This is a genomic window from Bifidobacterium porcinum, from assembly GCF_055378475.1.
Window position 1 is genome coordinate 863,083 of sequence record NZ_AP029603.1, and the last position, 18,006, is coordinate 881,088.

General features: G+C 61.7%; 29 protein-coding genes, 1 tRNA gene and 1 pseudogene. 27 read left to right on the plus strand and 4 right to left on the minus strand.

Annotated elements, in window-relative coordinates; all coding sequences use genetic code 11:
• Positions 1-7 precede the first annotated feature (7 nt).
• The gene (locus ACZ41G_RS03195; RefSeq protein ID WP_464145918.1) at positions 8-910 is read left to right on the plus strand and encodes an LAPAL motif-containing putative phage structural protein; all 903 of its coding nucleotides are present in this window, start codon (positions 8-10) and stop codon (positions 908-910) included.
• Positions 911-1,108: 198 nt separating this feature from the next.
• Here ACZ41G_RS03195 and ACZ41G_RS03200 read toward each other — a convergent pair whose 3' ends face one another.
• The 3 genes from ACZ41G_RS03200 to ACZ41G_RS03210 form a co-directional block, all read right to left on the minus strand.
• A complete protein-coding gene (locus ACZ41G_RS03200) occupies positions 1,109-1,519 on the minus strand; it encodes an ImmA/IrrE family metallo-endopeptidase (RefSeq protein ID WP_464145920.1) in 411 nt (136 codons plus the stop codon).
• Positions 1,520-1,673: 154 nt separating this feature from the next.
• Entirely contained in the window at positions 1,674-2,159 is a 486-nt protein-coding gene (locus tag ACZ41G_RS03205; RefSeq protein WP_276350178.1) for a hypothetical protein, read from the minus strand.
• Positions 2,160-2,196: 37 nt separating this feature from the next.
• Complete coding sequence (locus tag ACZ41G_RS03210; RefSeq protein ID WP_464145923.1) at positions 2,197-2,643, minus strand: hypothetical protein; 447 nt, start codon at positions 2,641-2,643, stop codon at positions 2,197-2,199.
• Positions 2,644-2,709: 66 nt separating this feature from the next.
• Between ACZ41G_RS03210 and ACZ41G_RS03215 the strand changes: the two genes are divergently transcribed.
• The 3 genes from ACZ41G_RS03215 to ACZ41G_RS03225 all read left to right on the plus strand — a co-directional run bounded on the left by ACZ41G_RS03215 (position 2,710) and on the right by ACZ41G_RS03225 (position 3,951).
• Positions 2,710-2,988 carry a hypothetical protein gene (locus ACZ41G_RS03215; RefSeq protein ID WP_464145925.1) on the plus strand — a complete coding sequence of 93 codons (279 nt, stop codon included), beginning with the start codon at positions 2,710-2,712 and terminating at the stop codon, positions 2,986-2,988.
• A 22-nt stretch (positions 2,989-3,010) separates the two neighbouring features.
• Positions 3,011-3,385, plus strand: a complete 375-nt coding sequence (locus tag ACZ41G_RS03220; RefSeq protein ID WP_464145927.1) for a hypothetical protein — start codon at positions 3,011-3,013, stop codon at positions 3,383-3,385.
• Positions 3,386-3,525: 140 nt separating this feature from the next.
• Complete coding sequence (locus ACZ41G_RS03225) at positions 3,526-3,951, plus strand: hypothetical protein (protein WP_464145929.1); 426 nt, start codon at positions 3,526-3,528, stop codon at positions 3,949-3,951.
• A 65-nt stretch (positions 3,952-4,016) separates the two neighbouring features.
• On the opposite strand, the gene ACZ41G_RS03230 is transcribed toward ACZ41G_RS03225, so the two are convergent.
• Entirely contained in the window at positions 4,017-4,715 is a 699-nt protein-coding gene (locus ACZ41G_RS03230; protein ID WP_464145931.1) for a hypothetical protein, read from the minus strand.
• A 120-nt stretch (positions 4,716-4,835) separates the two neighbouring features.
• On the opposite strand from ACZ41G_RS03230, the gene ACZ41G_RS03235 reads away from it, so the two are divergent.
• From ACZ41G_RS03235 to ACZ41G_RS03345, 23 genes and pseudogenes are all read left to right on the plus strand, one after another.
• Positions 4,836-5,063 (plus strand): DNA-binding protein, encoded by a 228-nt coding sequence (locus ACZ41G_RS03235; RefSeq protein ID WP_288266328.1) that lies wholly within the window; start codon positions 4,836-4,838, stop codon positions 5,061-5,063.
• Position 5,064: 1 nt separating this feature from the next.
• Positions 5,065-5,304, plus strand: a complete 240-nt coding sequence (locus tag ACZ41G_RS03240) for a hypothetical protein (RefSeq protein ID WP_464145933.1) — start codon at positions 5,065-5,067, stop codon at positions 5,302-5,304.
• Positions 5,304-6,107, plus strand: a complete 804-nt coding sequence (locus ACZ41G_RS03245) for a phage antirepressor (protein ID WP_464145935.1) — start codon at positions 5,304-5,306, stop codon at positions 6,105-6,107. Before ACZ41G_RS03240 ends, ACZ41G_RS03245 begins: the two co-directional genes overlap by 1 nt.
• A gap of 27 nt (positions 6,108-6,134) precedes the next feature.
• Complete coding sequence (locus ACZ41G_RS03250) at positions 6,135-6,686, plus strand: hypothetical protein (protein ID WP_464145937.1); 552 nt, start codon at positions 6,135-6,137, stop codon at positions 6,684-6,686.
• The gene (locus ACZ41G_RS03255; RefSeq protein ID WP_464145939.1) at positions 6,683-7,189 is read left to right on the plus strand and encodes a single-stranded DNA-binding protein; all 507 of its coding nucleotides are present in this window, start codon (positions 6,683-6,685) and stop codon (positions 7,187-7,189) included. The genes ACZ41G_RS03250 and ACZ41G_RS03255 overlap by 4 nt, the downstream gene beginning before the upstream one ends.
• Before the next feature lie 9 nt (positions 7,190-7,198).
• On the plus strand, positions 7,199-8,155 hold the full coding sequence (locus ACZ41G_RS03260; protein ID WP_464145941.1) for a helix-turn-helix domain-containing protein: 957 nt from the start codon (positions 7,199-7,201) through the stop codon (positions 8,153-8,155).
• A complete protein-coding gene (locus tag ACZ41G_RS03265; RefSeq protein WP_464145943.1) occupies positions 8,152-8,400 on the plus strand; it encodes a hypothetical protein in 249 nt (82 codons plus the stop codon). The genes ACZ41G_RS03260 and ACZ41G_RS03265 overlap by 4 nt, the downstream gene beginning before the upstream one ends.
• Entirely contained in the window at positions 8,397-8,825 is a 429-nt protein-coding gene (locus ACZ41G_RS03270; protein WP_464145945.1) for a hypothetical protein, read from the plus strand. The genes ACZ41G_RS03265 and ACZ41G_RS03270 overlap by 4 nt, the downstream gene beginning before the upstream one ends.
• On the plus strand, positions 8,812-9,393 hold the full coding sequence (locus ACZ41G_RS03275; RefSeq protein WP_464145947.1) for a 3'-5' exonuclease family protein: 582 nt from the start codon (positions 8,812-8,814) through the stop codon (positions 9,391-9,393). Before ACZ41G_RS03270 ends, ACZ41G_RS03275 begins: the two co-directional genes overlap by 14 nt.
• 3 nt (positions 9,394-9,396) lie before the next feature.
• Positions 9,397-9,612: a hypothetical protein gene (locus tag ACZ41G_RS03280; protein ID WP_464145949.1), complete on the plus strand. Its 216-nt coding sequence runs from the start codon at positions 9,397-9,399 to the stop codon at positions 9,610-9,612.
• A gap of 66 nt (positions 9,613-9,678) precedes the next feature.
• Positions 9,679-9,897 carry a DivIVA domain-containing protein gene (locus ACZ41G_RS03285; RefSeq protein WP_464145951.1) on the plus strand — a complete coding sequence of 73 codons (219 nt, stop codon included), beginning with the start codon at positions 9,679-9,681 and terminating at the stop codon, positions 9,895-9,897.
• Positions 9,894-10,202 (plus strand): hypothetical protein, encoded by a 309-nt coding sequence (locus tag ACZ41G_RS03290; protein ID WP_464145953.1) that lies wholly within the window; start codon positions 9,894-9,896, stop codon positions 10,200-10,202. Before ACZ41G_RS03285 ends, ACZ41G_RS03290 begins: the two co-directional genes overlap by 4 nt.
• A 31-nt stretch (positions 10,203-10,233) precedes the next feature.
• The gene (locus tag ACZ41G_RS03295) at positions 10,234-10,488 is read left to right on the plus strand and encodes a hypothetical protein (RefSeq protein ID WP_464145955.1); all 255 of its coding nucleotides are present in this window, start codon (positions 10,234-10,236) and stop codon (positions 10,486-10,488) included.
• A gap of 286 nt (positions 10,489-10,774) precedes the next feature.
• Positions 10,775-11,164, plus strand: coding sequence for a hypothetical protein (locus ACZ41G_RS03300; protein WP_464145957.1), 390 nt, complete (start codon positions 10,775-10,777; stop codon positions 11,162-11,164).
• Positions 11,161-11,865 carry a hypothetical protein gene (locus tag ACZ41G_RS03305; RefSeq protein WP_464145959.1) on the plus strand — a complete coding sequence of 235 codons (705 nt, stop codon included), beginning with the start codon at positions 11,161-11,163 and terminating at the stop codon, positions 11,863-11,865. Before ACZ41G_RS03300 ends, ACZ41G_RS03305 begins: the two co-directional genes overlap by 4 nt.
• A gap of 158 nt (positions 11,866-12,023) precedes the next feature.
• Positions 12,024-12,127 (plus strand): annotated as a pseudogene (locus ACZ41G_RS03310).
• Between the two features lie 114 nt (positions 12,128-12,241).
• Positions 12,242-12,571: an HNH endonuclease signature motif containing protein gene (locus tag ACZ41G_RS03315; RefSeq protein ID WP_412165501.1), complete on the plus strand. Its 330-nt coding sequence runs from the start codon at positions 12,242-12,244 to the stop codon at positions 12,569-12,571.
• A 282-nt stretch (positions 12,572-12,853) separates the two neighbouring features.
• Positions 12,854-13,126 (plus strand): hypothetical protein, encoded by a 273-nt coding sequence (locus ACZ41G_RS03320; protein WP_464145961.1) that lies wholly within the window; start codon positions 12,854-12,856, stop codon positions 13,124-13,126.
• A complete protein-coding gene (locus ACZ41G_RS03325) occupies positions 13,104-14,537 on the plus strand; it encodes a terminase (protein WP_464145963.1) in 1,434 nt (477 codons plus the stop codon). The genes ACZ41G_RS03320 and ACZ41G_RS03325 overlap by 23 nt, the downstream gene beginning before the upstream one ends.
• Positions 14,537-16,051, plus strand: a complete 1,515-nt coding sequence (locus tag ACZ41G_RS03330; protein WP_464145965.1) for a phage portal protein — start codon at positions 14,537-14,539, stop codon at positions 16,049-16,051. The genes ACZ41G_RS03325 and ACZ41G_RS03330 overlap by 1 nt, the downstream gene beginning before the upstream one ends.
• A 125-nt stretch (positions 16,052-16,176) precedes the next feature.
• Positions 16,177-17,478: a VG15 protein gene (locus ACZ41G_RS03335; RefSeq protein WP_464145967.1), complete on the plus strand. Its 1,302-nt coding sequence runs from the start codon at positions 16,177-16,179 to the stop codon at positions 17,476-17,478.
• The gene (locus ACZ41G_RS03340) at positions 17,475-17,792 is read left to right on the plus strand and encodes a hypothetical protein (RefSeq protein ID WP_464145969.1); all 318 of its coding nucleotides are present in this window, start codon (positions 17,475-17,477) and stop codon (positions 17,790-17,792) included. The genes ACZ41G_RS03335 and ACZ41G_RS03340 overlap by 4 nt, the downstream gene beginning before the upstream one ends.
• 57 nt (positions 17,793-17,849) lie before the next feature.
• A tRNA-Tyr gene (locus ACZ41G_RS03345) sits at positions 17,850-17,932 on the plus strand.
• Positions 17,933-18,006 lie beyond the last annotated feature (74 nt).

Here is an 18,006-nt window from a genome sequence, read left to right on the forward strand (position 1 = left end):
GACAGGCGTGGATAACACCGGAAGCACCGACACTCTTTATGTACGCTATGATGGTCCTGCCATGCGTTCGCATGAGATGGAAGTGAAGCAGCTCGCCCCCGCATTGCTCGCGATGGCGAGGGCGTTCGAAGCCCTGCAGAAAGACGTCGAGCCAGATGCTCGCGTCAGCCTCAATGTGAAGGCAACTCGAGAAGGTTCCTTCGCGGTCGATCTGCTTGTCCACCTCGCCAACGATGTCAGCGGCTTCCTGAACGGTACGCCGGTCAACTCGGTCCTGAACGCATCCGGCCTGATCGGCATCTTCTTCGGCGTGATAAAAGTAGCGAAGAAGGCGGCAAACCATGTGACCGTCGTAACGACCAAGGAGGCCGGAACAGATGAGAACGGTCTCGCACTCGTGGAGATCGCATTCTCGGACGGCACCCGGATAACTGAACGAGCAGCATCGGTCGAAGCGTTGAACAATTCGGAGCTCGTCGATGCCGTCAAGGAAGCCATCGCCCCGGCGTTGAACGACGGCGTGGATCTCGTGCAATTCGAATCCGGCACCAGAAGCGAAACGGTGAACTCGGAGGAAGCCGACATGATATCCGGATACGACCCGGACAAGACCGAACACACCGAGGACACCGTCCAGATCATCGTGCAGGCGTTGGACGTATCATTCCGAGAGAACGGGAAATGGCGCATCACCGACGGCATCAAGACCCAATTCGTCACCCTCGAGGACCAAGACTTCGAGAAACGTGTCCTTGACGGCACCGAAGCCATGCGAGCCAACGATATCTACCGTGTCGTCATGCGCGTCGACAAGTCACTGGACAAACAGCACAGGCTCACCACGAAATACGTATCCATCGTGAAAGTACTCGAACACCGTGGCATCGGCGACCAGCCAACACTGTTCTGACACCAGCCACCGCATGCGCTCGCCATCGACTCGCTTGCGAGATTAATTTTCGGGGAGCAGACTTTAACTCGGATCTGAAAATCAAACCGGCAAACATGACGACATCGCGGCATGGGCACCATGCCCCGTGCCCCACCGGTGTTATATTCCGGGCGCAAAATATTCCACAAGAACCCCATGTGACGCAAAAACACCACACTAAAGCCAGACCACGCCGCTGTCATGCAGGATCTGCCGGTAGTCGTTCAACACTTGGATGGTGACTCCCAATTCCACTGCCATCATCCACGGATTGCCCTCGTACACCGTCTCGGCCATGCCATAATCCACCGGACTGATCAACGCCAACGCAGTCTCCCTACGGCAACGGCGCTCGCATTTGATTCCGTATTGGCTGCCGCATCCGGGGTCGTGGTGTCTGGCGTGTATGAGCTCGTGACACAATGTGCAGCGGCGTTGGAATCCGGCCAGACGTTCGTCGATGATGATGAGACGGAGCGGATCGTAGTAGATGCCGCACCTGTCTCCGGCCAGCCGACGTTCCTCCACCCGCACGCCCATTGACTCCGCCAAGGATGTCAGGATGCTGTCATTCAACTTCGCTGTCATCGATATGCATGATGGAGTCAAGCGCGTTTACGTGTTGCTCGATATCGTTTCTATCCATCTTTTCCCCATCGAGGTTGTGACCATTTTGTTGACGCCAACAAAATGGCCTATTGCCAATGTTCCCAACGTCTAGAGTGTCCTGTCGGATTGCCGTTCACTGCTTGGCGGTCTTCACCACTGTGGTGGTGCCCATCGCGGTGGTCTCCCAGCTGACGCCGTCCGCCTTGGTGTAGGTGAAGTCCTTGGTGGCGTCCTGCGAGCCGAGCAGGGACGCCTGCATCGCCGCGGTGTCTCCCTGGCTCGTCCACTTCCAGTCACCGGCCTTGTCCGGCGCATTGTAGGAGCCCTTCCAATACAGGCTCTTCGTATCGCCGTTGTCGCTGACCCACTGGACGGTGATCGTGTCGGCCGTGATCTCGGCCTCCATCCAGGAATCCGTGCTGCCGGAGTTGGTCTGCTTCCACGTGCCGGTCAGGTCCGCAGGCTGTTCTGCCGGCTTCTTTTCCGCCGGCTTCTTCGTCGTCTGCGATTGGCTCGTGCTGCCGGCGTCGGCGGTTTTGGCGTCACTGGCGTTGCCGCATGCGCCAAGCCCGAGAATGAGCAGACCGGCGACGGCCGTTGCGATTGTCTTCCTGTACATGGTTTCCTTCTTTCCTTGGTTGATTTGCATTAAAAATTCAATCTCTTGGCGTTTCCGCTTCGAGCGTCTTGTTCGGATCCCTGTTGGCGGCCACGTCATAGTCCTCGGGGTGCGCGGCGATACGGTCGATGAGATCATCACCCGCCTGGCTATCGGTCGTCGGCCCCTCACCGACACCGACAACAGGCAGGCGCTCGCCGGCTGGGGAGACGGACTCGGCCGCCTTGATCTCATCCGCCGCACGGGCGATGATCTTCTTCAATGTCTCAGTCGGTGAAATCTGAAGAATCGTGCATAGCGTGATGAGCTCTGACAGACGCATCGGACCGCGCAAGCCCATGCGGATGTCTCTGACGCGGTTGTAGCCCATGCGCCCATCGGACATGCGCTCGATTGCTTTATTGGTCAATCCCTTCGATTCGATGGCCGAGTCGAAGAATTCGGCTGCCGCAAGATCCCATGCGGTGCGCTTGATTTTATCCATGTCCACAATATAGCACATGCGACACGCCGTGTTGCATGTGCGATAGCACGTGCTATAGTTAGAGCCATGACAAAGATAGCACGTGATATAGCAGAGAGGGCGTCGGCGGACATCAAGCGGCGATTCCTTCTGGCCGAGTGCCGCAAGACCAAAATCGCCGCGGAGATCGGGGTCAACCGCGCAACCATCGCACGGTGGCTCAACACCAAAGACCCAGACCTCAGCGTCTTCCTCGACATGTCCAACGCCGTCGGCGCCGATCCAATCGAGGTGCTGTCAGCGGCAATCAACGAGTCGGCGCTCGCCGACAAAGAAAATGCCCGCAGCGGCAACTGCGGGCGATGAGAACCAGAAAGGTGTATTGACAATGATTCTCGAAAACCATGATACCACCGAGTCCGAAGCGCCGGCCGAGGAGCCGGTCGAGGAGCCGGTCGAGGAGCCGGTCGAGGAGCCGACCGCGATGGGCCGTCTGCTCGACGTCAGCCCGCTCGGCGGGGAGGTCGTCGACCGTGGCGAGATGCCCATCACCCTCAAGCCCGTGTTCGACCACACCTACTGGGAGCCGGTCGCCGGAACCCTGACCATCGGCGATGGACTCGGCAAGCGGGACATCACCATCAGCCTCCCGGAGCTCCTCCGGCTCCGTGAGCGGCTGAACTTCCTCACCGAGACCATCCTCGACGCGCAGATGGCGGGGGTCGGAGCGAAGGCGGGGGTCGGAGCGAAGGCGGGCGAGTGACATGGGGTGGTTTGAAAGCGGCGGGTCCACCGTCAAGGCCGGTGCCGCCGACGGCACCTACCGGTTCCGCGTGACCTTCCACGGGACGCAGTCGGCGCTCACCAACGCATGAGACGAATGAATCGAAAGGAGAACCCGAGATGAGTATCAACATTCCGGCCGAGACACCGGACGAATCCATGAACCCGATTTCCGTTGAGGAGTTCGAACGCCTGCACCCGGCGATGCTTGGCGCGATAAGGAAAGCCGTCCGCGAGGAATTGGAACTCTCTCACGCGGACGGCCGAACGTCAGCTGATGTTCAGCGCACGTTTGATCTTCAACTGGTCGTACCGGATGTACCGCTGGTATTCGGCGATGCCCTGCACGGCATCGGCCAGCGACACGATGGCCTGCTTAATGTTTCCGGATTGCGCGTAGGCCTTCGCGTCATCAGCGGAATTCACTGGATCGCGTTGCATGTTATCACCTCCCTTCTTTGCGCGGGTCTGCTCATTCTCCCACTCTGCAGGAAGGCCATCAAACGAGACACGTCGGAAAAGCAATCGGCGCTTACCAACGCATGAAAGGAGCGGGCGCGTGATGGATGAGACATGGTTGCCGGCATGCATATCACTCGCGGCCGGGCTGTTCAGTCTTTCCCTGGCTTTGCTTCGGATCCTCGTTGATCTTGATCCGATCGGTTGGATCCTGTCGTTGGGGAAGCATCAAGAGTCCGGGAAAGCGGATGCAGTCGGGGATGTGCAAATAACCATAATCCCAGTCTCGAATGCTCGAACCGGTATCTCGTCAGAGTCGGCAAATGTCGTCTCTTTTCCGGTATCGGATGACGCGGCTGTTCCGGGAGCGACCCATGAATCGGATAGGAACGGAACACGCGGCGCATCAAATGCGTCGGCTGCTTCGTCCAATGGAGGCGTATCGCTATGACATCGGCTTTCTCATCGGCGTGCATGATGATATACGCGCGGTCGGCCGCTTTGAATTGCGCGATGCTGCTCGGAGTCATGAACTCGGTGTTGCCGCCGTTGGGTCTCAGGAGCAGGAAATACGCCTTGCATCCAATCCCCTCGATTGAGACGTCGTACGCGTCGCCGTCACCGGAATTGTACACGGAGCAGATGGAATCCGGCTCGGCCTCGTCTCGATACTCCAACCAGTCAGAAAATCCGGGCACCGTTGAGGAAATCGGGAATTCAGGATTCGTCGAGTGTTGCAGCAGGGTCCAGTCCGCCTGCGGCCTGTTATGCCATGGCCACCAAACGGTCAATCCGGCGCCAAACAGCGAGGCCGCGGCACCGGCCCATGCGGCCAATACGGATCCATCCATTGATTCTTCTCCTAACTGTTCGGCCTGCACGTCGGAAATGCGGGATGACACCGATTTTAGGAGGGGGTCGGGCGGTTCTCCTAACGCCGCCCGGCATTTTCACTTCACTGGGGGCGTGCGATGAGTGTCATCGAGAAGGATGCGAGTCGTGTCCCGTTGGGGGAGCGGCTGGCTTGGTCGCCTGAGCAGGCCGCGCAGGTCTATTCGCTGGACGTGCGTGGCTTGCGGGTCGCGATCGAGCAGGGCGATGTGGAGACGTTCCGGCCACCGAATCGGTTCGGCAAGCCCGGCAAGCGTCGGGTGAGCCGTGAGGCGATGGACCGGTGGATCAGGCAGATGGAGGAGTGAGATGAAGGAAACGAAGGATTTGACGGATGCGCAGTTGGCCGCGCGGGACGTGACCTGTTTCGTGGTCGGCATGGCGCTCATGCTGGTGGGCGCCTGGGCTTGCGTGTGGTTCGTCTGGGGTGTCGTCACGTTGCATGTGGTCGGCACTGTTGAGGGGCTGCTCATGCTGCCTTGCTGGCTGTTCGGCATCACGCTTCTGGACATCGCGGTCAACAGTACGACCGACGGGAAGGACGAGTGATGAGCAAGCAGCTCGAGACATACACCAACACCGAGTTCGGCAGTATCCGCGCCCTGCGTGATGAGAACGGTGAACCGTGGCTCGTAGCCACTGACCTTGCCAAAATTCTTGAATACCGTGACGCAGCACAGCTGACACGACTGCTCGACGACGATGAAAGGGGTACGCAGATTTTGCGTACCCCTGGCGGAGACCAGAAAATGAGCGTCATCAACGAATCCGGCTTCTACCGGGCAATCATGCAACGACGCTCTTCATGGGTTAAAGACGAGCATAAGAGACAGTTCATTGTCTCGTTCCAGCGTTGGGTCACTCACGAGGTGCTCCCGTCGATTCGCAAGCATGGCGGGTACATGGCGGGGCAGGAGTCCATGTCTCCGGAGCAGATGCTGGCCGCGTCGATGCGCTGGCTGGAGAGCAGGATCCGCGAGCAGGAGGAGACCATCAGCCGGCAGGCCGGCCAGTTGGAGGAGCAGCGGCCGAAGGTCCTGTTCGCGGACGCGGTCAGTGCGTCGGATGGCACGTGCCTGATCGGCGAGCTGGCGAAGATGCTCACGCAGGCCGGGTATGTGATCGGTCAGAACCGCCTGTTCGTCCGTCTGCGTGAGGACGGGTACCTCGGCAAGACGGGGCAGAACCGGAACGTGCCGCTCCAGCGTTGGGTGGAGCAGGGGCTGTTCCGGATCAAGGAGACTGCGGTGACCCATGCGGATGGCCATGTGACCATCAACCGCACGACGAAGGTCACCGGTCGGGGCCAGACGTACTTCCTCAAGAAGTATGCGGGCATCGACAAGCAATAGAAACCGGGAAACGGAAAGGAATCGGAAATGGGTAGGTTGTCGAATGAACGGCTTGATGAGCTGGTGAACGCCTCGTGGCGTGACCTGACCCAGTCGGAGCGGCGGAGTGCGGTGCGAGAGATGGGCCGGCGTGTTAAGGATCCGGATATCCGGATCTTCGCTGAAGACCTCCTCCGCGCCAACCCCGGCCTGTCAGCGCTCGAGGCGTGGGGCAAGGCTGGCGGCCTGCAGGAGACGGAGAAGCATGCCCCGGCCCCGGTGATCTACGGCAAGGACGCGGAAGCCGCGAACCCGTCGGCGGACGCCGGTCCGGATGCCGATGCGGGTGATGTGTGGCTGGATGAGATTCCGGCTGACGAGTATCGCGGCCCGTACGCCGGGGTGATGGACATGATCGCCGAATGCCGCCGCCACCCGGACAAGTGGCGTCGTATCGGCAGCTTCTCGTCGCGTAAGCGTGCGCAGACGCGTGCGGCCTCGATCCGCAGGAGCAAGGCGTGGGCTGGATTCCAGGCGCGGGCCATCGACCGTGCCGACCGTCATGAGACGTGGGTGTCGTATCGGGGTGATGCCAGGTGAGCGGGGAGACGACGATCACCGTCATCGGTAACCTGACCGGCGACCCGGAGCTGCGCACCACGGGCGGTGGGGCGACGGTGGTGAATTTCACGGTCGCGTCCACGCCGCGCTCGTATGACCGTAACAGCGGCCAGTGGGTGGACGGGCAGGCGTTGTTCCTGCGGTGTTCCGCCTGGCGTGATCTTGGCCAGCATGTCGCGCAGTCCCTGTCCAAGGGCATGCGGGTGATTGTGCAGGGCCGGCTCCAGCAGCGTTCCTATCAGGCGCAGGACGGGTCGAACCGCACGATCGTGGAAGTGCAGGTCGATGAGGTCGGCCCGAGCCTGAGGTACGCGACCGCGCAGGTGGCGAGGACGTCCATGTCGTCGGGCTTCCGCGCGACCTACGGCGCGCCCCAACCGCAGTCACAGCAGTCTGTCCCATCGTCGCAGCAGACGGTGGAACCAGCATCGGACACCGTCCAGGACCCATGGGGCGTGGACAGTACGGAACCGGAATTCTAGGAGACCACCATGAGTTCGTATCTGGTCGGCAAGGCCAAGCGCATCAAGGTCGGTGACGCCCGCGCGAAGATGCTGCTGATCATCCTCTCGGATTACGCGAACGAGGATAATCGCGCATGGCCGAGCGTGGGGCTGCTCGCAGCTGAGCTCGAATGCAACGAGCGGACTGTGCAGCGTGCGCTCAGACTGCTCGAGAGCAAGGGGCTGATCGCCCGTGACGCGGAGTACGGCACACGGTACAGCGCTGACAGGAGCCCTTACGTGTACGAGGTGACCATCGACACCGCCGAGACGGTGGACTACCAGTACAAGCACGGGGCGACACGTATGTCACCCCGTGACACCGCCGAACGGGGTGACACCCATGTCACCCCGCAGTCCGACGGGGTGACACCCATGACGCCACGGGGTGACACCCATGTCACCGGCGGGGTGACACCCGTGTCGCCACGGGGTGACACCCATGTCACCCAAACACTTAAAGAACCATCATTAGAACATCCAAGAGAGAGTATGCGCGCGCAAAAAACGAAAACCCAACCAGACCCCCAATCACTCCCGGACGGATGGACACCCGACGCCGTCGCCCAGGCGCTCGCTGTCAAACTGGGTCTCGATCTCGCCTCGGAGCTGGTGAAGTTCCGGGATGCGGCCGCGTCGTCCGGCAGGGTGAGCCGTAACTGGCAGGCCGCGTTCCGCAACTGGCTGCGTCATGGCTCGGAGCTGGGCATCACGTCGAAGCCTTCCATGCCGGCCAAGCCTGTGCCGCGTCACCGGCATTCGTTCGGCTGCGATCACGTGCTGGCCCTGCTGGACCGGGACGCCCCGGAACCGGACGGTGTCGCCTGCCGCTTGGCGGAACTGCTCAACGAGGGCAAGCCGCCCGAGGATGCGTTGCGTTCGTTCGGCCGGATCCCGGCGCGCGGGGTCAAGGCCGCGCTGCACAGGTTGGGGGCGGTCGCGTGAACGGGACGACGCAACGGAGCCTGCCCTGGCGTGACCTGCCGGGGGAGCTATTGGCGGGCAAGCGTGTGATCGCCCGCACGGTGTCTGGCACGGTCGTGGACGGCACGCTCATGGACCCGGCCGAGACCGGTTGGCGGCTCGTGGAGCGGGGCACCGGGTTGACGATCGGCTGGCCGCACACGGATTCGTCGGTCGGCTGGGACGCGGACTGGCGGTGGAGCGACGTGCAGGTACTGGAGGCATGATGAAACATTCGTTCGAACGGTCGGCGAAGACGGTCGCGGTGCGGCAGGACTGGCATTGCATGCGGTGCGGCAGGAACACGCGCGACGGCTCATGGCCGGGCGTGTCCACGCATCACCGGCAGTTGCGCCGGAGCGCGAGCCCCGACGTGCGGGACAGCCCGGCGAACCTGGTCCGCCTGTGCGGGACGGGCACGACCGGATGCCACGGGTGGGTGCACGCGCATCCCGCGCTGGCCCGGCGGTTCGGCTGGATCGTCAGCATGTGGGCTGACCCTCGGCGCGTGCCGGTCAAGGACTGGCGCGGACGGTGGACGCTCCTGGACGACGACGGCGACTACCGGACCATCAGCAGCGGCGAGGCCATGCGGCTGATCGGCGAGAACACCAACGAGACAATCGAAGGAGACGATGATGACGACGAGTAGGGACGTGCTGCTGTGGATCGACACGGAGACCACGGCGATCCGGCCGGAGGAGGGCGACCTGCTGGAAATCGGCATGCGGGTCACGGACATGACCGGCAACCCGCTGTCCAACAAGTATGGCGGTGGCGAGTTCAGTCGCGTCATACTCCCGAAGGAGGGCATCAACCTGAACAGCGTGTCCTTGGAAACGATTTACGGCATGCACCGCGACAATGGGCTGGTCCGCGAAGCGCTCCTGTCAGGCACGGGACAGGACGAAACCGCCGACCAGGCCGTCGAATGGCTGAGAACCATCAGGGAAGTCCTCACCCCGGACCGGCTGATCATCGCAGGCACCAACCCCCAGTTCGACCTCTACTGGATCAGATGGCACCTGACCGGCCTCGACATCTACCTCGACGAGTACACGGACTACCACCGCATGGACATGACCGCCCTCCGTCTCGCGCTCGCCACACTCGGCCCCCACAACCACGAACACACCACACACCGCGTGGACGACTGCCTCGACCGGGACATCCACGAATACCAGCAAACCATCAGCATCCTCAGACACACGAAGGAATAACCCATGGGATACCAACACAAGCTCACCCTCGAACCCAAGCCAAGCGACCACGGCAACTGCATCCTGCTTGAAATCCGTGAATCCAACGCGACCGGACCACACGCCCTCGACATCACCCGCTACCGGCTCACCATCGACACCGCCGAAGCGCTCGCCGGCATGCTGGACGACGCGTTGGACGAAGCCGCCGACCGGCGCGAACGAAGGGAGACCAAGTGACCCAGATACTCATCGTCCTGATCCTCATGGCGCTCGCCATCACGATCGCATGGCTGGGACGGTAGCATGCGCCCGCTCACACCACACGACGTGCACACCGCCCGCCTCGACACGACGCGGTTCCGCACCGGCTACGACTGCGACCAGGTGGACCGGCTCCTCGACCAGTGCGAAACCACCATCAGGATCCTCGCCCAGGCACTCAAACAAACCAGCATCCAACTGCGAGCACTGGGCGACCAATTCAACAACGCCAGAACCAAACCAACGGAGGAAGCGAAATGAAACAGGACATCGACAAAAGCACCGACCGGCTCATCACCTCGGAACGGCTCCGACAAGACGCCAAGCACATCACCGCGCTCGCCGGTTCGCTGATCGCCCGGTACGCGGCCATGCTGGACACGGACGACCATGAGGTGAGCGTGGCTGTGATGGTCGCCCTGTCCAGTCTGCGCAAGATCGCAGTGCGAGCGCATGACATGGGTGATGCCGGCAGGAACCTCGCTGCGGCGGACGAGCGGGAACGCGCCAATGCCGCCGTCCACGCCCACTTCATGCGCGACATGGGACTGGACGATGACGAGTGAACGGGGCGACGCAAGACAGCAGGAAGGAAGCATGATGGCGACTAACGTCACGCAGAAGGACAAAACACTCAACCAGATCATCGACTACTGCGAGAAGAAGATGAACGATATCGGTCACGACCTCGACATCCTCGAAGAGCATCCAGAGATCAGCGACACCGTCTACACCCAATTGCAGGGGCAGGTGGACGCTTACGAGGACATCGCGCGCAAATGCCGCCACTTGTTCGGCTACAGCGGGCAGATGCCGACGGAAGTGCCGAACCAGAGCGAGGACGCGCAATGAACGATGACGATCTGAAGATGCTCATCATGCTGCTGCTGGTCGTGCTGTACTTCATCCTGCTCATCTTGGCCATCAAGTCACGCATCGCATAAGGGGGACCAATGCTCGACGACATCCCACGCATCACCAACCCAAGGACATGCGAGTATTGCGGACGACTCAACATCGGCGCCAACCGATGCCCACACGCCATCAACCCCAAACTCGACTGCCCCAACAACAAACAAGCAACCAAAGCGCTCGCCGACAGACTCAGGAGGCTCGGACGATGAAATGGAACCCGACCATGCCAACCACGCACGCCGTCACCTACGCCGACATCACCGGTCTCGGCCTCGCCAAGACCATCGACCGGCTCCGCAACCAACACCCAGCCAACACCGATATCGAAGCCGGGACCAGCACACGGGCAACAACAAGAAAGGCCACGGCAAAGACCACAACGAAGACCAAGACCACAACCACTGCCACGACCACGGCACATGCGCTCGCCGACGGGAAGACCGATTGGCTCACCGCCCGGTGCGCGTGGTGCGGGCGCAAAGCGGCCGACATCGGCGGCATCATCGTCACCCACAGCCCTGACGACCTGGCGGATCAGTGCGGGCTGATTGGCTGGACATGTGACGACGGCATGTGGCAGTGCCCGGCATGCATGGACGGGAGGGCACGGTGAGTGACCTGCGCCGCGAGTACGCGGCCGTGCTCCATGAACTCGACCGGCAGCTCCACCGCGTCGACCTGGTCGCGTTCCGGATCATCAGGCGTGGCCGTGCCGAAGGCCGCCAGCCACGCCCCGCGTTCGCCCCGGCACTGGTCGACCTGCCGGCGCTCGACCTCGAGGACAGCGTGCAGGAGACGATCCAGGACGTGGCCGCAGGCATCGGCCTGTGGGGCGGGTGGCGCACGCTCCTGCCTCGCATGGCCAGCCGGATGACCGACCTGTGCGCGCGGCACGACGCCGACAGGCGGCTCGCCGACCTGCAAGGCGAGTCACGCCGGATGACGGCATGGCTCGGCGCGCCAAGCCAGGACAGCCGCCCGCTGATCGGCCTGTGCCCGCAATGCCACGCTCCGGTCCATCGGCTGGGGAGCGGGGTCATCTGCCCCTGCGGATGGGCATCACCCGACCCACGTCCGGCATGGGAGACACTCGCCGCAGAATGGGGGCGCCTGCACGTGACGCTCACCCCGGCCGACGCGAGCAGGTGGATTCGCGACAACCTCGGCGAGACCGTCCCACGCAACACGGTTTCGGTGTGGCTCAAGCGCGGACAGCTGCCGGGTGCGGCCCCGTTGGGTGATGGGTATTGGCGGATTCCCGTCGCCTCGATCGCCCGACGTGTTTCACGACGCGCGGAATCCAAGCGGTTGTAGACTGTCACCGCCGCGTGGTATACTGCGTAGCAGCATCATTGTAGGAACCCCGGGGTGGTTGATTCCCTGGGGTTCGTTCATACTTGTGGGCAATCATATGACGAGGCGCTCCAATCCCGCGTTTACGTGATGTGGTGATACTCAAACCGCCTGTCCATGCCTTCGGAGGAATCAACGGCAGACCACACCGGTCGCGAGTCTTGATTGGATTCTCTTCCTTGTGGCTCGAGTGTATGCGCGGGTTCGACTCCCGCCGAAGGCGCTCCATGAATAACCTCGGGGGAGGGGATATCCGCAGATGACGGGATCCCTGGTCGGCACGGGGCTGGCCATGCCAGAACTTCCAGACACCAAGACTTCATACGAAGGAATGACCATGAGCAAGCGTCGCAACGAGCGGGTCCGCAACGGATACCGGCGACGCATGCTCAGGCAAAGAGTGCTGGCCGCATACGATGTGTGCGCGATCTGCGGCAAACCGGTCGACAAGACGTTGAAGACGCCACATCCAATGAGCGCCGAAGTGGATGAGCTGGTACCGGTCTCACGTGGTGGCAATCCGTACAGCTTCGCGAACTGCAGACTCACGCACCGCATCTGCAACAGGATGAAGAGCGACAAGACCGACGAACACGCACGAGCGCTGCTGGCCGGCGAACGGACCATCAAACCGAGCTCGCTGCCATTCAAAACGTTCGGCATCTGACGCAATACCAGGGCGGGGACCCCGGGTGTGCCACACTGCGGCAACCTCGGGTGCAGTGCCGATATTTCCCCATGCATTCAAATGGGTGAAACTGGGTAATGGGTGAAAGGTCAAAAGGTGATTTGCGAGATATGCGGCTCGGAATTCAGACCTTCCGGCCACGGTCGACGACAGCGGTACTGTTCCGAATCATGCAGGAACAAAGCGAAGTACCGGCGCAGGAAACAGCAAGACGAATCCGGTGTGGTAGAGCCTCGTGCCAAGAAGCCGCGGAAGCCGGCGGTGCCGAAAAGGAAGCCGGAATCCGACCTCGACCAGCGGAGCTTCGAACGGATGATGGATGGCAGCATGCTGGACATGCTGCGCGCAAACCGCGACCGGCTGCAGCAGGCCATGGACGACAAGTCCACTCCGGCGAACGCGCTGCCGGCGATCAGCCGACAGCTCATCGCTGTGTGCGACAGGATCGAATCACTGCAGGGCGGCGGCCTGACCGACCTGTTCGAAGACGAGGAAGACGAGGTGACGGAGGATGTCGGAGCGTCGATTGTCTGAAATCGCCAAGGTCCTTCGCCAGCCCGAGGGAATCGTCGGCAGCGAGTTCACTCGGATCGACAAGGCCGCGCGCAAGGCCGGCATCCGGTTCGACCTGTGGCAGAAGGGCTTCCTTTGGCTCCTGTTCGCACGGAACGCGGAGGGTAAGTACGCTTGCGGCTCCGACGGGGCAGTATTGTCCAGCTGCAGGCAGATCGGCAAGACGTTCACCGTGGGCACGGCTTTGTTCCTCAAGGCGATACTCACGCCGAACCTGAAGGCCATCTGGACCGCGCACCACACGCGCACCAGCGACGAGACGTTCGCGGACATGTGCGAGATGGAGCATAATCCGGTGCTCGGCAGGTACGTGGAACGCATCCGCAGGGCGAACGGCCAGCAGGAGATCACGTTCACGTCCGGCAGCCGCATCATGTTCGGAGCCCGAGAGAACGGTTTCGGCCGAGGCCTGCACAGCGTGGACGTCGCAGTGTTCGACGAAGCGCAGATCCTCACCGTCCGCGCGATGGACAACATGATCCCCGTACTGAACACGAGCCCTAACCCATTGGTCGTATACATGGGCAATCCGCCCAAGCCCGGCGACCAGTGCGAGGCGTTCACCGAGAAACGCATGCACGCCATGAACGGCGACGGGAGCCTGCTGTACGTGGAGCTCGCCGCCGACAAGGACGCGGACCCCGACGACCGCGAACAGTGGGCGAAAGCGAACCCGTCCTATCCTCGACGCACCAGCGAGCAGGCGATCCTGCGAATGCGCAACAACCTGTCCGAGGATTCGTTCCGCCGCGAGGCGCTCGGCATCTGGGACGAGACCGTCACCGCATACGCCATCGACCCCGGCCAGTGGAAGGCCGCATCCGTCGACGACGTGCCCGAAGGCGGCACGGTGAGCTTCGGCATCGACATGCCGCCGGACAGGAGCGTGCTGACCATCGGCGCCGCATTGCGGTACGAGGACGGGTCGGCCGTCATCCAGATGGCGAACATCAAGGACGCGCGGCAGGCGGGAACCATGTGGGCCGTGGACTGGCTCGCCGAACGCTGGCCGAAGACCGCCAGCGTGGTCATCGACGCGCAGTCCCCGGCAATGAGCCTGCTGCCCGACCTGAAGGCCGCGCACGTGAAGGTCACGGTCACGAACATGCAGGAGATGGGCCGCGCATGCGGACGGTTCCTCGACATGCTCAAGGCCGGAACGCTCAAGCATCCGCGAGACGAATACCAGCCGCAGCTGGCCGCCGCCGTCAAAGGCGCGACCACGCGCCCATTGGGGCAGTCCGGCGCGATCGCCTGGAACAAGCTCGGCTCGGATATCGACATAACGCCGCTCGTATCCACCACACTCGCCCTGTACGGCGCGTTCACCACGAAGCGGCACCCAGGAAGACGACAGGAGGTGATGGTCTGATGGTGTTCTACATGGCCGACGGCACCACAATCAGCACAGCGCCGAAATTCACCGGCAGCAGCTACCTCGACACAGCGAGCGGCAACGTCGGCACCATCCTCGGCGTCGACGACGAGGACATGCCCATCATCCACGAACTGCTGCGCGTCTGGCGCGAGAAATACCCGCGCAACCTGATCCGCGGCGCCTACTACGACTGCAAGGAACGGTTCAAGGACTTCGGCATCTCCATCCCCGACCAGATCAAGAACAAGGTCGAGGCGATGATCGGATGGCCCGAACTCGCCGTCCGATCGTTGAGCGACCTGAGCGACCTGGAAGGATTCAGCATCTCCGGCGACGACACGATGGGCATCAACGACCTGTTCGAGGACAACCAGCTGGACGTCACCGCATCCGAACTGATCGTATCCTCATACAAGCACTCATGCAGCTTCCTGACCATCGCCGCAGACCCGGAGGATCCGGAACGAATCAGCATGATCCCCCGTTCCGCCGACTGGTCCGCGGGAATCTGGGACAGGCGCAACCACCGCCTGGCCGCCGCGCTGACCATCACCGAGGACGACGAGTACGGACGGATCTGCTCGTTCAACGTATGGCTCCCCGGCAAGGTCTACGAATGCTCAGGGCGACCACTGCCATGGCGCGCGGAGAAAATCGAAACGAACTTCGACCAGCCGACGGTCGTCGCGCTCGCCTACGACAGGCAGATGGACCGCCCGTTCGGCCACAGCCGCATCAGCCGCTCGCTCATGAGCCTCGTGGACGCCGGATTCCGCACCATGGTCCGCATGGAGGCATCGGCCGAATTCTACTCCGTTCCCAAACTCTGGTTCATCGGAGCGAACAAGGACGCGTTCAGCAGCAACACGTGGAAGAGCCTCATCCAGGCGATCAACGCCATCAGCGCCGACGAGGACGGCAACCTTCCCCAACTGCAGCAGGTGCAGCAGGCGTCCATGGCACCCCATTCGGACATGCTCAAGACCATGGCCATGCTCGTCGCCTCGCAGACGCGCGTGCCGGTCGACTACCTGGGCATCACGTTGGACAATCCGACCAGCGCCGAGGCGATGGCATCAGCGGAACGGCGCCTGACCCGCATCGCCGACAAGCAGAACGTGGCCTTCGGACGCGAACTCAAACGTGCCATGGGCATCGCCGTGGCACTGCGCGAAGGCACGAACTCGATACCCGACTCCATGCGCGACGTACACCCGGTATGGGCCCCCACGAAGGAGATCTCCGACGCGGCGCGCGCCGACGCGTTCACGAAGATCGCGGACAAGATAACCGGCTACGCAGACTCCGACGTGGGATTGGAGCGGCTTGGCCTGAGCCGTGAGGAGATCACGCGTCTGCGCGCCGACCAGCGCAAGGCGGCCGCCTCGAAGATAATCGACCAGATTCGAGGTTCCCGCCAGCAGGCATCGCAGACGCAAAACGAAGATGCTTCCCAGCCCAGTGCCTCAACGAAACCGGTCTCGGGTGGGGCTGAAGGACAGGTTTGACGCGTTGGGCGTCGCGATCCGTGCTGGAGTGACGCCACAATCTGCGGCTTCACTGCTTGGATTAAAGAACATCGAATTCACGGGGATGACTCCGGTCAGTCTCAGGCAGCCGGAAGGAGATGCTGATGTACTTCGACAGTCTGAACCTGACGCCGCATCAGCGCAAGAAACTTGAACTCGACCTCAATGACCTGTACGAAGACTACGTCGACGCGCTCGACCGACTGCAGAAGCAGGCCGGAAACGACGTAAGCGGCATGGTCTGGGACGGGGATTCGCCCGAGGACGTGAAGGAGATGATGAAGAAATACTCCGACGCCGCAAGCCAGCTCTCGAACGACTATTACCAACATGTGCGTGACACATGGTCGCAATACTCCGGTTACGACATGCCCTACTACAATCCTCCTCTCCTCGAATCCGACCGCGTCGTATGGCAGATCGAAGGAGGATACGCGGACACCGACTTCAACGGACTCACGTACAAGCAGGTGAAGAACGGTCAATCAAAAGCCGGAAAGACCATCGACGACCTCTGGCCGACGTTCGGATCCGACGAGACGAAGGCATACCACTACGCCTCGGAGATCGTGCGTGTCGCGGCACGACTGACCATGCAGCGCACGGCGCTCACCGATCCGACCCAACCCAAGTACGCGCGAGTGCCCACAGGCCCGTACACGTGCGCGTTCTGCGTCATGTGCGCCAGCCGAGGGTTCGCCTACTGGAACGAGGACACAGCCGGGAAGTTCAAGCCGTTCCACAAGCATGATGATTGCCGTATCATCCCCAGTTGGGGAGCGGCTAAACTCAATCATTACGACCAGCGGTACTACATGAGCATGTACGAGGCCGCCAAGAACAAGGCGGCCGGCACGTCAGCCAATGAGATCTGCGCCGAGATGCGCCGCCTTTACCCGGACAAGCTCACGGATGGCGTATTCAAGGATTCCGATAAATTCACCAAGGACAACAGCCTCCGCTACGGCATATGGAGGGCGGCGCGCTCGCAGGCCATGAAGGCGCACACGGCATCGCACCCTCCTACGGATTTGATTCCGCCGAAAGACCCAGCCGAAGCTCCGCAGTGGCCTGATGACCTCCCTATCATGCGCGCCAAGGAATGGAACCACATCCTGTATGGTCTAGACAAAGGCGGCGCGCATCTACACGGATACGGATGGCAGCGAGAGCAATCATATGAGTTCCCTGAGTCATGGGGTCCTGAAGAGATCAAGGATGCCGGGATACAAGTCCTACGCACGCCGGGGAACATGGAGCATATCGAGAAATTGCTTGCCGACGGGCATCGTAGAGGATCAGTTAAAGGTACAATAGATGGCGTCGTGGTTCGTGTCAGTTTTTCGAAAGCCGGAAAATCAAAACCGCGCGTAACGTCAATCATGCCTGTCATTGGAGGTGAATGACCGTGTTCGTGTCCGGAAGTCCTGAATATGCACGTCATGTACGGCTTGCAGACATGATGATCGCGTTTCTGCGCGAGCAAGGCAAGGATTATGATGCCGATCTCGCCCAGCAGATGCTCGATGGCGACGGACCGGGGCTTTCGGTGGCGACGGCCGTGGACGCCATTGAGGACTTCAACCTCGAACCGCCGCAGGACATGATCGTCCTGTTCGGTCAGGTCCACGACGAAGACCCGACGTGCGATGAGGAATATGAACGTTTCCGTGAATATCTGCGGGAGCGTGAAAAGGAACGCGTCAAGCAGGAGGCATGATTCCTCCAATCGGTTCAAGCCACCCACATGGGTGGCTTTTCTTATGCCTGAAATCAAGGTGGATTGCCGGAGCAGACGAACGGACCCGACCGTAGATCGGGCGCTTCACAGCCGCGCAGGTGCGAATCCTGCATCCATCGCTCGGTCAGTCTTCCGACTGGCGGCGACCATGCGCCGTATCGCATGGGAGGACCATACAGCGCACCGTGGCGCG

What these genes read in the sequence shown, in the direction of transcription:
- ACZ41G_RS03200 (WP_464145920.1), bottom strand. Translation starts at nt 1,519, where the DNA reads ATGACAGCGAAGTTGAATGACAGCATCCTGACATCCTTGGCGGAGTCA.
- ACZ41G_RS03205 (WP_276350178.1), bottom strand. Translation starts at nt 2,159, where the DNA reads ATGTACAGGAAGACAATCGCAACGGCCGTCGCCGGTCTGCTCATTCTC.
- ACZ41G_RS03210 (WP_464145923.1), bottom strand. Translation starts at nt 2,643, where the DNA reads ATGGATAAAATCAAGCGCACCGCATGGGATCTTGCGGCAGCCGAATTC.
- ACZ41G_RS03215 (WP_464145925.1), top strand. Translation starts at nt 2,710, where the DNA reads ATGACAAAGATAGCACGTGATATAGCAGAGAGGGCGTCGGCGGACATC.
- ACZ41G_RS03220 (WP_464145927.1), top strand. Translation starts at nt 3,011, where the DNA reads ATGATTCTCGAAAACCATGATACCACCGAGTCCGAAGCGCCGGCCGAG.
- ACZ41G_RS03225 (WP_464145929.1), top strand. Translation starts at nt 3,526, where the DNA reads ATGAGTATCAACATTCCGGCCGAGACACCGGACGAATCCATGAACCCG.
- ACZ41G_RS03230 (WP_464145931.1), bottom strand. Translation starts at nt 4,715, where the DNA reads ATGGATGGATCCGTATTGGCCGCATGGGCCGGTGCCGCGGCCTCGCTG.
- ACZ41G_RS03235 (WP_288266328.1), top strand. Translation starts at nt 4,836, where the DNA reads ATGAGTGTCATCGAGAAGGATGCGAGTCGTGTCCCGTTGGGGGAGCGG.
- ACZ41G_RS03240 (WP_464145933.1), top strand. Translation starts at nt 5,065, where the DNA reads ATGAAGGAAACGAAGGATTTGACGGATGCGCAGTTGGCCGCGCGGGAC.
- ACZ41G_RS03245 (WP_464145935.1), top strand. Translation starts at nt 5,304, where the DNA reads ATGAGCAAGCAGCTCGAGACATACACCAACACCGAGTTCGGCAGTATC.
- ACZ41G_RS03250 (WP_464145937.1), top strand. Translation starts at nt 6,135, where the DNA reads ATGGGTAGGTTGTCGAATGAACGGCTTGATGAGCTGGTGAACGCCTCG.
- ACZ41G_RS03260 (WP_464145941.1), top strand. Translation starts at nt 7,199, where the DNA reads ATGAGTTCGTATCTGGTCGGCAAGGCCAAGCGCATCAAGGTCGGTGAC.
- ACZ41G_RS03270 (WP_464145945.1), top strand. Translation starts at nt 8,397, where the DNA reads ATGATGAAACATTCGTTCGAACGGTCGGCGAAGACGGTCGCGGTGCGG.
- ACZ41G_RS03275 (WP_464145947.1), top strand. Translation starts at nt 8,812, where the DNA reads ATGACGACGAGTAGGGACGTGCTGCTGTGGATCGACACGGAGACCACG.
- ACZ41G_RS03280 (WP_464145949.1), top strand. Translation starts at nt 9,397, where the DNA reads ATGGGATACCAACACAAGCTCACCCTCGAACCCAAGCCAAGCGACCAC.
- ACZ41G_RS03285 (WP_464145951.1), top strand. Translation starts at nt 9,679, where the DNA reads ATGCGCCCGCTCACACCACACGACGTGCACACCGCCCGCCTCGACACG.
- ACZ41G_RS03290 (WP_464145953.1), top strand. Translation starts at nt 9,894, where the DNA reads ATGAAACAGGACATCGACAAAAGCACCGACCGGCTCATCACCTCGGAA.
- ACZ41G_RS03295 (WP_464145955.1), top strand. Translation starts at nt 10,234, where the DNA reads ATGATGGCGACTAACGTCACGCAGAAGGACAAAACACTCAACCAGATC.
- ACZ41G_RS03300 (WP_464145957.1), top strand. Translation starts at nt 10,775, where the DNA reads ATGCCAACCACGCACGCCGTCACCTACGCCGACATCACCGGTCTCGGC.
- ACZ41G_RS03315 (WP_412165501.1), top strand. Translation starts at nt 12,242, where the DNA reads ATGAGCAAGCGTCGCAACGAGCGGGTCCGCAACGGATACCGGCGACGC.
- ACZ41G_RS03325 (WP_464145963.1), top strand. Translation starts at nt 13,104, where the DNA reads ATGTCGGAGCGTCGATTGTCTGAAATCGCCAAGGTCCTTCGCCAGCCC.
- ACZ41G_RS03330 (WP_464145965.1), top strand. Translation starts at nt 14,537, where the DNA reads ATGGTGTTCTACATGGCCGACGGCACCACAATCAGCACAGCGCCGAAA.
- ACZ41G_RS03335 (WP_464145967.1), top strand. Translation starts at nt 16,177, where the DNA reads ATGTACTTCGACAGTCTGAACCTGACGCCGCATCAGCGCAAGAAACTT.
- ACZ41G_RS03340 (WP_464145969.1), top strand. Translation starts at nt 17,475, where the DNA reads ATGACCGTGTTCGTGTCCGGAAGTCCTGAATATGCACGTCATGTACGG.